Consider the following 12,960-nt stretch of genomic DNA (forward strand, 5'->3'; position numbering starts at 1 on the left):
GGTGTCGATCACGTGAGATAGCGGATGAATATGGGGCAACAGGAGCTTGTCGTCGACAATGCCACGGATCGACGCGCCGTGCGCCTGTCCCGGGGGGACTCGACCGTTTTTCTGTTCGTGCCACACGCGGACCTTCGCTCGGAGGTGAGGAACGGGTGACCGGCAACGGGAGCGTGAAACCCCTTGAAAGAGTGGTGACGGGAGACGGGCAGGGCTGTCCGTGCAAGGATCGGGGAGTCAAGAGACGGCAACGGAAGGCAGATCGTGGCTGAGCAGCTGTACGCCACCCTGAAGACCAACCAAGGCGACATCGAAGTCCGGCTCCTGCCGAACCACGCCCCCAAGACGGTCCGGAACTTCGTGGAACTCGCGAAGGGCGAGCGTGAGTGGGTCAACCCGGCGACGGGTGCGAAGTCCACGGACAAGCTCTACGACGGCACGGTCTTCCACCGGGTGATCAGCGGATTCATGATCCAGGGCGGTGACCCCCTGGGCAACGGCACCGGCGGTCCCGGCTACCAGTTCGAGGACGAGTTCCACCCCGACCTGGCCTTCGACAAGCCGTACCTGCTGGCCATGGCCAACGCCGGGCCGGGCACGAACGGCTCGCAGTTCTTCATCACCGTCTCCCCGACGGCCTGGCTGACCCGCAAGCACACCATCTTCGGCGAGGTCGCCGACGCGGCGAGCCAGAAGGTCGTGGACGCCATCGCGAGCACCCAGACCAACCCGCGCACCGACCGCCCCGTCAACGACGTCGTCATCGAGTCGGTCGTCGTCGAGACCCGCGAAGGCTGAGCCGAACGGGTTCGCACCGCCGGGTCCGAAGGATCCCGCAGGGAACCAAACGCCCCGTTCATCCGTAAGGATGGACGGGGCGGTGCGTTGCGCACGCAGACCCTGTTCGCCGCGCGTGAGCCCGCCGTACGGAGATTGAGGGGAACCCATGGACCAGGCGCCAGGCAGCCCGCAGGACCCGCGGGACCAGGGACCGCAGAACGCGCAGAGCCTGCCGACCTGCTACCGGCACCCGGACCGTGAGACGGGTATCCGCTGCACCCGCTGCGAGCGCGCCATCTGCCCCGAGTGCATGGTCAGCGCCTCGGTCGGCTTCCAGTGCCCCGAGTGCGTGCGCACCGGTTCCGGCACCGGCCACTCCCCGGCGGCCAACCAGCCCCGCACCCTCGCCGGCGGCAGAGTCACCTCCGACCCCCGGCTCGTCACCAAGATCCTCATCGGGGTGAACCTGGTCGTCTTCCTGGCGCAGCAGGTGCTGGGCGACAGCTTCACCGACCGCTTGTACCTCTTCGGGCAGGCTCAGCTCGACGGCCGTATCCAGGGCGTCGCCGAAGGCCAGTGGTACCGGATGCTGACGTCGATGTTCCTGCACGGGAGCATCGTCCACATCCTGTTCAACATGCTCAGCCTGTGGTGGATCGGCGGTCCGCTCGAAGCGTTCCTCGGCCGCGCCCGCTACCTCACGCTCTATCTGCTCTCGGGCCTCGCGGGCAGTGCGCTGACCTACCTCGTCGCCGCCACCAACTCGCCCTCGCTCGGTGCCTCCGGCGCGATCTTCGGCCTGTTCGGAGCGACGGCGGTGCTGATGCGCCGGCTCAACTACGACATGCGGCCGGTCATCGCCCTGCTGGCGATCAACATGGTCTTCACCTTCAGCCCGGCGTTCAACATCGCCTGGGAGGCGCACGTCGGGGGTCTGATCGGAGGCGTCGTCGTCGGGTACGCGATGGTGCACGCGCCGCGCGAGCACCGGAACGCCATCCAGTACGGCGTCTGCGCCGTCGTTTTCGCCGTGGTCGTGGTCCTGACGCTGGTCAGGACCGCTCAGCTCACCTGAGGGTCCTTCCGACCCACTGAGCGCGCGTCCTGATCGACCGGCAGTCGATGTTGTCCACAGATCGTGGCGGATCTTGTGCACGCTGTGCGGGAACAACTGTGCCCCCTGTCACTGACCAGAGTTTTCGCAGGTCAGGCAGGGGGCGAACAGATTTGCGGATCGCGGTAGGTCAGTCACACCGGCGTCAACCCCGGATGAGTTATCCACAGATCGTCGTTCTTTTTCCACCTGTGGAAAACGGCTGTGGATAACTCAGTGGATAGCCGTGGGCAGAGCTACTTCCACTGCGTGGAGACGCCGAACCCCGCCGCGATGAAGCCGAAGCCGACCACGATGTTCCAGTTGTCCAGGGCGTCCACCGGCAGCGAGCCGTCCGTCACATAGAAGACGACGATCCAGGCGAGGCCGATGAGGAACATGGCCAGCATGACGGGCGCGACCCAGGCGCGGCTGGTCAGCTTGAGGTTGGTCGCCTGCTTCGCCGGGGGCGGCGTGTAGTCGGCCTTCTTGCGGATACGTGACTTCGGCACGAGGGTCTCTCCTGTCGATGCGCTGCGTGGCCGCGCAGGGAACTGGGGCGGGCTCCGGGGCAGCGTACAAGGGGACACTGAGCGCTCCCCCGGGCGTCCGTTAGCGTAGTGCTTCCGCGGCGCCTAAGGAGATAAGGGTACGTTGAGCAATTCTGCCGACTCCCCAGGGACGGGTACCAGTCCTGCCGGTACGCGCCGTTTCCGGCCCGTACGCGTGCTCACGGCGGCCGTCTTCGCGCTCGCCGGCCTGATCTTCTTCACCAGCTTCAACACGGCCAAGGGCACCAATATCCGCTCGGACACCTCCCTGCTGAAGCTCTCCGACCTGATTCAGGAGCGCAGCCACAAGAACGCGTCGCTCGACGACTCCAACGGTGCGCTGCGCGACGAGGTGGACGGGCTCGCCGGACGAGAGGACGGCAGCAGCAAGGCGGAGGACGCCAAGCTTGCCGCCCTGGAGGAGAACGCCGGCACCCAGAAGCTCAAGGGGAAGGCCGTCACGGTCACCCTCAACGACGCCCCGCCGAACGCCACGGCCAAGCTGCCGGGCTATCCCGAGCCGCAGCCCGACTACCTGGTCATCCACCAGCAGGACCTCCAGGCCGTCGTGAACGCACTGTGGCAGGGCGGCGCCGAGGGCATCAAGGTCATGGACCAGCGGCTGATCTCCACGAGCGCCGTGCGCTGCGTCGGCAACACCCTGATCCTCCAGGGCCGGGTCTACTCGCCCCCGTACAAGATCACCGCGGTCGGCGATCCCGAGAAGCTCAAGAACGCGCTCGCCGCCTCCCCGGCGATCCAGAACTACATGGTCTACGTCAACGTCTACGGGCTCGGCTGGAAAGTGGTCGAGGACGGGACGGTGACTCTTCCCGGCTACTCGGGCACAGTGGATCTCCACTACGCGAAGCCTGTGGAGTAGTACGCCGAGCCTGTGGAGCAGCTGCCGCTGGGGGGCCTTTGTGTCGGTGCGGGTGGTCGTCCGGACGGTCAGTGAGCTGTGCATCACCGTCGGCACGCTGATCGTGCTCTTCGTGGTCTACGTGCTGTTCTGGACCGGGGTGAAGGCCGACAACGCCATGGACCACCAGATCGACGTGCTCCAGAAGCAGTGGTCGAAGGGGGCCGTGGCGCAGGGGACCCAGGCCCCGTCGGGCGGTCGGGCGAACGCGAGTCCGAAGCCGCCCGGCCCGTACGCGTACGGCAAGCCGTTCGCGGTGATGTACATCCCGCGGCTTGGTTTCACGTGGAACAAGCCCCTCCTCGAAGGCACCGCCACGGACGTCCTGAAGAAGGGGCTCGGCCACTACCGGGGCACGGCCCAGCTCGGGCAGACGGGCAACTTCGCGGTGGCCGGCCACCGGCGCACCTACGGGGACCCCTTCAAGGACTTTCCCGAGCTGCGCCGCGGTGACGCGGTGGTGCTGACCGACGGGACGACGTGGTTCACGTATCGGATCGACAAAGGCCCCTACAAAACTCTGCCCTCGGACATTGAGGTGATCGACCCTGTCCCACGTAAGTCGGGGTATACGCGGCCGGGCCGCTATCTCACGCTGACCACGTGCGACCCGGAGTGGGGACACAGCCACCGGCTGATCGTCTGGGCGCACCTCGACTCCACGCAGCCTGTGGAGGCTGGGAAACCGCAGGCTCTACGCCGTTAGTCTGGTGCAGTACGGCAGGAGTCCGGTGGTGCGAGTGGCGACTCCGGTGCCGTGGTGCGACGGAAGGGACGGCATGTACGGCTGGATCTGGCGGCATCTGCCGGGGAACGTATGGGTGAGGGCACTGATCTCGCTCGTACTCGTCCTCGCGATGGTCTACGTGCTCTTCCAGTACGTCTTCCCGTGGGCGGAGCCGCTGCTCCCCTTCAACGATGTGACGGTGGACAACCAGTGAGCACGCGGATTCTCGTCGTCGACAACTACGACAGCTTCGTCTTCAACCTGGTCCAGTACCTGTACCAGTTGGGCGCCGAGTGCGAGGTGCTCCGCAACGACGAGGTGTCGACCGCACACGCCCAGGACGGCTTCGACGGCGTGCTCCTGTCACCCGGACCGGGCGCGCCCGAACAGGCCGGCGTCTGCATCGAGATGGTCCGGCACTGCGCCGCGACCGGAGTGCCCGTCTTCGGCGTCTGCCTCGGCATGCAGTCGATGCAGGTGGCGTACGGCGGTGTGGTGGACCGCGCGCCCGAGCTGCTGCACGGCAAGACCTCGCTCGTCGAGCACCACGGCAAGGGGGTCTTCGCGGGCCTGCCGTCCCCCTTCACGGCTACGCGTTACCACTCGCTGGCCGCCGAGCCGGAGACCGTCCCGGCCGAGCTGGAGGTCACCGCCCGCACCCACGACGGCATCGTCATGGGCCTCAGACACCGCGAACTTCCCGTCGAGGGCGTGCAGTTCCACCCCGAGTCGGTGCTGACCGAGCACGGCCACCGGATGCTCGCCAACTGGCTGGAGGAGTGCGGCGACAAGGTGGCCGTGGCGAGGTCGGCGGGGCTCGCCCCGGTGGTGGGCAGGGCCACGGCGTGACCGCACTGCGCCCCGAGCGCGACAGCTCCCCCTACGGCGGCGAGGCCGCGTACGGGGGCGCTGACGCGTTCGAGGGCGCGAGGGGCTTCGAGGCGGCCGTCGACCGGCTCGCGGACCCGCTGACGGACCCCCTGCCGGGACAGCCGCGCACGGAGCAGCCCGTGACCGCGGGACGCCAGGAAGACTGGTACGAACCCGAGGGCTACGCGCGCGACTGGTACCCGGGACAGGACCAGCCCCAGCCCCAGCCGCCGGCACAGACACAGCCTCAGCCGCGGCACGCGGCACAGGCACAGGCACAGGCACAGCAGCAGTCGTACGAGGAGACGTACGCCCCGTTGTACGAGGAGCCCGCGGCCGTCCCGTACGAACAGCCGGCCGCCGTCCCGTACGAGGACCCCGGCACGGCCCCGTACGGCCAACCGGTCACCCCCGCGCTGCCGTTGGACGACGAGACGGTGGCGCTGCGCATCCCGGACGCGCCGGAGAAGCCTCGAATAGGCGGGAGCGCCACACCCGTCCCAGGGGGCCGCGCGGCGCGGCGCAAGGCCGCCAGGCGCCATGGGCGGCACGGAGGCGCCCAGGAGGCCTCGGAGGGCCTGGAAGCGGCGGAGAAGGGCACTGAGGCCCCTCTGAGCCGGTTGGAGGCCCGGCGCGCGGCACGGGCACGCAAGCCCAGCGCGGGTGTCGTCGCGAGCCGGGTGATCGGCGAGGTGTTCATCACCACCGGTGTGCTGATGCTGCTGTTCGTGACCTACCAGCTGTGGTGGTCCAACGTGCGGGCGCACCAGCAGGCGGGCAGCGCCGCGCACCACCTCCAGGAGGACTGGGCGAAGGGCAAGCGGAACCCGGGGACCTTCTCGCCGGGCCAGGGCTTCGCCATCCTGCACATCCCCGAGCTGGACGTGGTCGCGCCGATCGCGGAGGGCATCAGCAAGACGAAGGTGCTCGACCGCGGGATGGTGGGCCACTACGGCGAGGGCGACACCAAGACCGCGATGCCGGACGCGAAGAGCGGGAACTTCGGGCTGGCGGGACACCGCAACACGCACGGCGAGCCGTTCCGCTACATCAACCGGCTCAAGCCCGGGGACGAGATCGTGGTCGAGACGCAGGACGACTACTACGTCTACGAGATGACGTCGATCCTTCCGGTGACACCGCCGAGCAACACGAGCGTGCTCGACCCGATCCCCAGGGGTTCGACTTTCACCAAGCCGGGCCGCTACATCACACTGACCACCTGCACGCCGGAGTTCACCAGCAAGTACCGGATGATCGTCTGGGGCAAGATGGTCGAGGACCGCCCGCGCAGCAAGGGCAAACCGGACGCGCTCGTCGGCTGAGAGCGCACGAGCGCTCGACGATGCGGGCACGTGGGTGCGCGAGCACCCGAGACAACCTGAGACAGACCAGACGGGGCAGATGCACAGTGGCAGCGAGGACCGACCACGACGAGCGTGCCGGATCGCAGAGCGGTTCGGCGGCCCACGACCACACGGGCGGGCCGAGGCGCCGCGGCGGCCGCATCGCGATGGCGGTCAGCGTCTTCGGCGAACTCCTCATCACCGCGGGTCTGGTGCTCGGACTGTTCGTCGTCTACTCCCTGTGGTGGACGAACGTCGTCGCCGACCGCGAGGCGCACAAGCAGGGCGACAAGGTGCGTGACGGCTGGGCGCAGGACAAGGGCGGTCCGGGTGCGCTGGACACCAAGGCCGGCATCGGCTTCCTGCACGTCCCGTCCATGAAGAACGGCGAGGTGCTCGTCGAGAAGGGCACCTCGACCAAGGTCCTCAACGACGGTGTCGCCGGCTACTACACGGACCCGGTCAAGTCGTCGCTGCCGATGACGGGCAAGGACGGCAACTTCACCCTCGCCGCCCACCGGGACGGCCACGGTGCCAAGTTCCACAACATCGACAAGGTCAGGAAGGGCGACGCGATCGTCTTCGAGACCAAGGACAAGTGGTACGTCTACAAGGCGTACGCCATCCTCCCGGAGACCTCGAAGTTCAACGTCAAGGTCCTCCAGTCGGTGCCCGAGCAGTCCGGCAAGAAGAAGCCCGGCCAGTACATCACCCTGACGACCTGCACCCCCGTCTACACGTCCCGCTACCGCTACGTGGTCTGGGGCGAGCTGGAGCGCGTGGAGAAGGTCGACAGCGACCGGACGCCGCCGAAGGAACTGCGCTGACGTGAATGCGCGTCCCTCTGCCCGAGGGACACACGACAAGAACCGGGCCCGGAGTCGCATTTCCCCTACGCGACTCCGGGCCCGTTCTTTTACCGCAGGCAATTCATTTTGTTCAGCCATTCAACGACTGAACCGTGCCGTTCAGCTGGTGAGGTTGTTCTTGAACCCGCTGAACTTGTCGCCGCTCTTGATGAGGGAGACGCGCACGCCGACCTTGATGTTCTCGGGCACCTTGTCCGAGAAGCACTTGTACGCGTGAGAACCGCCACCCTGGGTGGTGTGGAGCTCAGCGATGGTCTCGTACGTGCTCATACGGAAAAGGTGGATCTCGACGTTGTAGCCGTCCTTCTGGTTGTCGTACACCGTCAGACAGTCGCCGTCGTGGCCGAACGCTCCCTGGCCACCCGGGTCCCAGTCAGTGGTGTAGACCCAGCCGCTGTTGGTGCCGGCCGAGGCCGTACCCGTCGCGAGGAACGTGAGAGAACAGGCGGCACCGAGTACCGCCAAAATACGCTTCTTGATTTTTCTACCCCCGAATCGGTCCGGGCGGACACTTTCCCGCCCGCCCCGGACATTACCAATTCATGAGAAGTTGATCAACATTTGCCTTTCGCTTCTCCGAGTGACGCGCGACACGTGGCGCGGAAATCGCTCCAGGTGGTGCGGAAATAGAGAAGGGCTCCGGTACTCGATTCGAGTACCGGAGCCCTTCTCACCGATCGTGGGACGTCAGTTCCTGGCGTGGAACCCGGTCCCGGTCATTCGCCGGTGACGCCGCCGAAGATTCCGCCGTTGTCGCCGCCCTGGTTGTTGCCACCGTTCTGGCCCACCGTCGTCAGGTTGACCGCGGTGCCCTGAGCGAGCTGTGTGCCGGCCTGCGGGTCGGAGGCCACCACGAGGGCGTTGTCGTCCGAGGCGCCGTTGATGTTCCCGATGCTCAGCCCGGCGTCCTGGAGCGCCTTCCTGGCGTCCTTGAGCCGCTGGCCCGCCAGCGGGGGCACCGTGGCCTGCTGCTGCTCCTTGGCCTTGCCGATCTGGATCGACACCTTGGAGCCCGGGTCGACCTGGGAGTTGGCCGCCGGCGTGGTCTGGATGACCTTGCCGACCTGGTTCGGGTCGTCCGTCTCGACGTCGGTGCACTCGCCGACCAGGTTGTTGGCCGTCATCTGCGCCGTGGCCTCGTCACAGCTCTTGCCGGTGACGTCCGGGACGACGGACTGCTTCTTCTCCTTGGCGACGGTGAGGGTGATCGTCGATCCCTTCTGCACCTCTTCGCCGAGCTTCGGGTCCTGCTCCAGGACGGTGTTCGGCTCCTCGTCGGACTCCTGGAACTTCGTCTTCACCTCGAACTGGTACTGATCGCCCTCAAGGGTGTCCTTGGCCTCGCTCAGCTTGTCGCCGACGACGCTCGGGACCGCGACCTTGGGCGCTCCGGTCGACACCACCACATTGATGGTGTCGCCCTTCTTCACCGTCGTGCCCGGGTCCGGATCCTGCGAGCAGACATTGCCCTTGGGCTCCTTCTCGCACGGCTTTCTGGTGGGCGAGAGCGTCAGGTCCCGGTTCTTGGCCATCCGCTGGGCGTCGGTCAGGGTCTGGCTCACGAAGTTCGGGGCCTTGAACGAGTCGTTGCCCGTCCCGCCGCCGCCGAACGCCCACTTGCCGATCAGGATCGCGCCGATGAGGACCAGGACACCCGCGACGACCAGAAGGATCGTCGAGGTGTTGTTCTTCTTCTGGCGGCGGCGGTCCGGGCGGTCGTCGTAGCCGTAGCCGCCGTCGTCCGGGTTCGTCGGGGGCAGCATGGACGTGGCCTGGGCGTCCGTGGAGCGCAGCGCCGTCGTCGGCTGGTCGTCGGGGTAGCCGCCGTAGCCGACCGAGCCCATGGCCGCGGTGGCCCCGACGGGCTGGCCGTCGAGGCAGGCCTCGATGTCGGCACGCATCTCGTCGGCGGACTGGTAGCGGTAGTCGGGGTCCTTGACGAGTGCCTTCAGCACGATCGCGTCCATCTCGGGCGTGATCTCGGGGTCGAAGACGCTCGGCGGCTGCGCCTCCTCCCGCACGTGCTGGTACGCGACCGCGACCGGGGAGTCGCCGACGAAGGGCGGCCGGACGGTCAGCAGCTCGTACAGCAGGCAGCCGGTGGAGTACAGGTCGGAACGGGCGTCGACCTGCTCGCCCTTGGCCTGCTCCGGCGAGAGGTACTGGGCGGTGCCGATGACCGCGGCGGTCTGCGTCATCGTCATGCCGGCGTCGCCCATGGCACGGGCGATGCCGAAGTCCATCACCTTGACCTGGCCGTTGCGCGTCAGCATGACGTTCGCCGGCTTGATGTCGCGGTGGACGATGCCGTTGCGGTGCGAGTACTCCAGGGCCTGGAGGATGCCGATGGTCATCTCCATGGCCCGCTCGGGCAGCAGCTTGCGCCCGGAGTGCAGCAGCTCGCGCAGCGTGGACCCGTCGACGTACTCCATCACGATGTATGGGATGGAGGTGCCGTCGATGTAGTCCTCACCCGTGTCGTACACGGCGACGATCGCGGGATGGTTGAGCGAGGCGGCCGACTGGGCCTCCCGGCGGAACCGGGCCTGGAACGACGGGTCGCGCGCGAGATCCGCCCGCAGCGTCTTCACCGCCACGGTGCGGCCGAGCCGGGTGTCATGCGCGAGGTAGACCTCCGCCATGCCACCACGGCCGAGCACCTGGCCCAGCTCGTACCGGCCGCCGAGGCGACGCGGCTCTTCCATAGCTACCTACCAGCCCTCTCCGTCGGTCCCGACCGCACAGGTGTGCGGTCCGGCGGTGTGCCGTCCGGGCATACCGTACCCGGCTCGAAGTCTGTGACCTGGCCAAGCCCGTCACCCGATACAGGACCGGTATCGCAACGTGCACCGATGTGAAGGGGACGTGAGCGGGGTCACTTCTTGCTGTCGATGACTGCCTTCATCACGTCCCTTGCGATGGGGGCGGCGAGACCGCCACCGGAGATGTCGTCACGGTTGGCGCTGCCGTCCTCGATCACCACGGCCACGGCGACCGGCGAGCTGTTGTCGCTCAGCTTCGCGTATGAGATGAACCACGCGTAGGGCTTCTCACTGTTTCCGATGCCGTGCTGCGCCGTACCCGTCTTGCCACCGACCGTGACATTCGGGATCTGGGCCCTCGTGCCGGTGCCGGACTTGACCACGGTCTCCATCATCGACTGGAGGACCTGGGCGTTGTCCTCGGACAGCGGCTCGCTCAGCTTCTCGGGCTCCGTCTGCGAGATGACGTCCAGGTTGTGCGTGCTCAGCTCGCTCACCATGTACGGCTTCATGAGCGTGCCGTCATTGGCGACGGCGGACGCCACCATGGCCATCTGCAGCGGGGTCGCGGCGGTCTCGAACTGGCCGATCGAGCTCAGCGCGGTCTGCGGCTTGTCCATCTCCGTGGGGAAGTTGGAGGCGTTGGAGCGCACCGGCGTGAACTGCTCGGAGTTGAAGCCGAACTTCTTGGCCTCCTCCAGCATCTTGTCCTTGCCGAGGTCCGCGCCGATCTTGCCGAAGACGGTGTTGCAGGAGACCCGGAGCGCGACCCGCAGCGTGGCGTCCTTGCACGGCAGGTTGCCCTCGTTGGGCAGCTTGGTCGTGGTGTCCGGCATGGTCCACGGGTCCGGCGAGTCCGTCTTGGTGTCCGCGTCGGGGTACAGCCCGTTCTCCAGGGCGGCGGCCGCGGTGACGACCTTGAAGGTGGAGCCCGGCGGGTACGTCTCACGCAGCGCCCGGTTGAGCATCGGGTCGTCGGCGTTGTTCTTCTTCTGGAGCTTGTTCCAGGCCTTGGCGTCGTCGTCGGAGTTGCCGGCGAAGGCCGACGGGTCGTACGAAGGCGTGGAGGCCAGCGCCAGGATCGCGCCGGTCTTCGGGTCGAGCGCGGCGACGGCGCCCTTCTTGTCGCCGAGGCCCTCGAAGGCCGCCTTCTGCGCGGCGGCGTTCAGCGTGGTGACGACATTGCCGCCCTGCTTCTTCTTGCCCGTGACCATGTCCAGGGTGTTGCGGAAGAAGAGCCGGTCGTCGTTGCCGGTGAGGATGCCGTCCTCGAGCTTCTCCAGCTGGCTGGCGTCGAAGGCCTGCGAGGCGTAGCCCGTGACGGGCGCCCACATCGCGCCGTCCTTGTACGTGCGCTTGTACTCGTAGTCACCGGTCTTGGACTTCGAGGAACCGGTGATCGCCTTGCCGTCCACGATGATGTCGCCGCGCGGGGTGGCGTAGCGCTCGATGTTCACCCGGCGGTTCTTCGGGTCGGCCTTCAGCTCGTCGGCCTTGACGTACTGGAGCCAGTTGTCGCGGATGAGCAGGGCGAGGACGAGAAGCCCGCAGAAGATCGCGATCCGGCGCAGGGGCTTGTTCACGGGCGGACCACCTGGGTCATCTCGGCGTCGGGGTTCGGGGCGGGGGCGGGCGCCGGCCTGCGGGCCGTGTCGCTGATCCGGATCAGGATGCCGATCAGTGCCCAGTTGGCGATCACGGAGGAACCGCCGTAGGCCAGGAACGGCATCGTCATACCGGTGAGCGGGATCAGGCCCATGACGCCGCCGGCGACGACGAAGACCTGGAGGCCGAAGGCGCCGGACAGGCCGACGGCGAGGAGCTTGCCGAACGGGTCCCGGGCGGCCAGGGCGGTGCGGATGCCGCGCTCGACGATCAGACCGTAGATCAGCAGGATCGCCATGATGCCGGCCAGGCCGAGCTCCTCGCCGAAGGTGGCGAGGATGAAGTCGGAGTTGGCGGCGAACCGGATGAGCTCGGAGTGGCCCTGGCCGAGGCCGGTGCCGAGGGTCCCGCCGGAGCCGAAGGCCCACAGCGCCTGCATGGCCTGCTCGGAGTGGACGCCGGGGGCGCCGGCCTGGCTCAGCTTGTACTCGCGCATGGGGTCGAGCCAGGCCTGGACACGCTGCTGGACGTGCGGTTCGAAGGAGGCCACACCGACGGCGCCGGCCGCGGACATCAGCAGACCGAAGACGATCCAGCTGGTCCGCTCGGTCGCGACGTACAGCATGATGACGAACATTCCGAAGAACAGCAGCGACGTACCGAGGTCGGTCTCGAAGACCAGGATCAGGATCGAGATGAACCAGACCACGAGGATCGGGCCGAGGTCGCGGCCGCGCGGCAGGTACAGGCCCATGAAGCGGCGGCTGGCCAGTGCGAGCGCGTCCCGCTTCACCATCAGGTAGCCGGCGAAGAAGATCGCCAGGACGATCTTCGCGAACTCACCGGGCTGGATGGAGAAGCCGGCGACGGAGATCCAGATCTTGGCGCCGTAGATGTTGGCGCCGAGGCCCGGGACCAGGGGGAGCAGCAGCAGGAACAGCGCGCCGACCATGGAGATGTACGTGTAGCGCTGCAGGACGCGGTGGTCCTTCAGGAAGATCAGCACGACGACGAACAGGGCGATGCCCAGCGCCGTGTAGAGCAGCTGGCGCGGCGCCGCGGTGCCCGCCTGGTCGATCGACTGCAGCAGCTTGGACTGGTCGAGCCGCCAGATGATCACCAGTCCGAGGCCGTTGAGCAGCGTGGCCAGCGGCAGCAGGAGCGGGTCGGCGTACGGCGCGAACTTGCGCACGACGAGGTGGCCCACACCGGCCAGCAGACCGAGGCCCAGGCCGTAGCTCAGCAGGCCCGCGGGGACCTCGTCGTTGATGGCGAGACCCACGTTGGCGTAGGCGAACACCGGGATGACAACGGCGAACACCAGCAGTGCCAGCTCGGTGTTGCGCCGGCTCGGTGCGCCGATCGAGCCGATCGTGGACGTGTGGTGCGTCGGCGTGTTGGTACTACTGCTCATCGTGTGACAGGGCCCCTCACG

At 67.4% G+C, this 12,960-nt stretch carries 13 protein-coding genes; 8 read left to right on the forward strand and 5 right to left on the reverse strand.

Translation table 11 applies throughout. The features are described 5' to 3' along the window. The first annotated feature begins 264 nt into the window (after positions 1 to 264). Together ACSYGO_RS24330 and ACSYGO_RS24335 are read left to right on the forward strand one after the other, a co-directional pair. A complete protein-coding gene (locus tag ACSYGO_RS24330; protein WP_426677054.1) occupies positions 265 to 798 on the forward strand; it encodes a peptidylprolyl isomerase in 534 nt (177 codons plus the stop codon). A 148-nt stretch (positions 799 to 946) separates the two neighbouring features. Further along, positions 947 to 1,855 (forward strand): rhomboid family intramembrane serine protease, encoded by a 909-nt coding sequence (locus ACSYGO_RS24335; RefSeq protein WP_426677053.1) that lies wholly within the window; start codon positions 947 to 949, stop codon positions 1,853 to 1,855. A gap of 275 nt (positions 1,856 to 2,130) precedes the next feature. Here ACSYGO_RS24335 and crgA read toward each other — a convergent pair whose 3' ends face one another. After that, entirely contained in the window at positions 2,131 to 2,385 is a 255-nt protein-coding gene (crgA, locus tag ACSYGO_RS24340; protein WP_028799370.1) for a cell division protein CrgA, read from the reverse strand. Positions 2,386 to 2,527: 142 nt separating this feature from the next. Between crgA and ACSYGO_RS24345 the strand changes: the two genes are divergently transcribed. From ACSYGO_RS24345 to ACSYGO_RS24370, 6 genes are all read left to right on the forward strand, one after another. Beyond that, on the forward strand, positions 2,528 to 3,307 hold the full coding sequence (locus tag ACSYGO_RS24345; RefSeq protein WP_359489038.1) for a DUF881 domain-containing protein: 780 nt from the start codon (positions 2,528 to 2,530) through the stop codon (positions 3,305 to 3,307). 46 nt (positions 3,308 to 3,353) lie between these two features. Continuing rightward, a complete protein-coding gene (locus ACSYGO_RS24350) occupies positions 3,354 to 4,052 on the forward strand; it encodes a class E sortase (RefSeq protein WP_426677222.1) in 699 nt (232 codons plus the stop codon). Positions 4,053 to 4,080: 28 nt separating this feature from the next. Next, positions 4,081 to 4,287: a hypothetical protein gene (locus ACSYGO_RS24355; RefSeq protein ID WP_199791341.1), complete on the forward strand. Its 207-nt coding sequence runs from the start codon at positions 4,081 to 4,083 to the stop codon at positions 4,285 to 4,287. Then, on the forward strand, positions 4,284 to 4,922 hold the full coding sequence (locus ACSYGO_RS24360; RefSeq protein WP_426677052.1) for an aminodeoxychorismate/anthranilate synthase component II: 639 nt from the start codon (positions 4,284 to 4,286) through the stop codon (positions 4,920 to 4,922). Before ACSYGO_RS24355 ends, ACSYGO_RS24360 begins: the two co-directional genes overlap by 4 nt. Then, positions 4,919 to 6,268, forward strand: coding sequence for a class E sortase (locus ACSYGO_RS24365; RefSeq protein ID WP_460387632.1), 1,350 nt, complete (start codon positions 4,919 to 4,921; stop codon positions 6,266 to 6,268). Before ACSYGO_RS24360 ends, ACSYGO_RS24365 begins: the two co-directional genes overlap by 4 nt. An 86-nt stretch (positions 6,269 to 6,354) precedes the next feature. Next, positions 6,355 to 7,116 (forward strand): class E sortase, encoded by a 762-nt coding sequence (locus tag ACSYGO_RS24370; protein WP_426677050.1) that lies wholly within the window; start codon positions 6,355 to 6,357, stop codon positions 7,114 to 7,116. A 141-nt stretch (positions 7,117 to 7,257) separates the two neighbouring features. On the opposite strand, the gene ACSYGO_RS24375 is transcribed toward ACSYGO_RS24370, so the two are convergent. The 4 genes from ACSYGO_RS24375 to ACSYGO_RS24390 form a co-directional block, all read right to left on the reverse strand. Then, complete coding sequence (locus ACSYGO_RS24375; protein ID WP_095935468.1) at positions 7,258 to 7,623, reverse strand: hypothetical protein; 366 nt, start codon at positions 7,621 to 7,623, stop codon at positions 7,258 to 7,260. 251 nt (positions 7,624 to 7,874) lie between these two features. Further along, complete coding sequence (gene pknB, locus ACSYGO_RS24380) at positions 7,875 to 9,863, reverse strand: Stk1 family PASTA domain-containing Ser/Thr kinase (protein ID WP_460387634.1); 1,989 nt, start codon at positions 9,861 to 9,863, stop codon at positions 7,875 to 7,877. 170 nt (positions 9,864 to 10,033) lie between these two features. Continuing rightward, on the reverse strand, positions 10,034 to 11,503 hold the full coding sequence (locus tag ACSYGO_RS24385; protein WP_426677048.1) for a peptidoglycan D,D-transpeptidase FtsI family protein: 1,470 nt from the start codon (positions 11,501 to 11,503) through the stop codon (positions 10,034 to 10,036). After that, a complete protein-coding gene (locus ACSYGO_RS24390; protein WP_095935471.1) occupies positions 11,500 to 12,939 on the reverse strand; it encodes an FtsW/RodA/SpoVE family cell cycle protein in 1,440 nt (479 codons plus the stop codon). Before ACSYGO_RS24390 ends, ACSYGO_RS24385 begins: the two co-directional genes overlap by 4 nt. Positions 12,940 to 12,960: the final 21 nt, after the last annotated feature.

Source organism: Streptomyces krungchingensis (assembly GCF_054729265.1).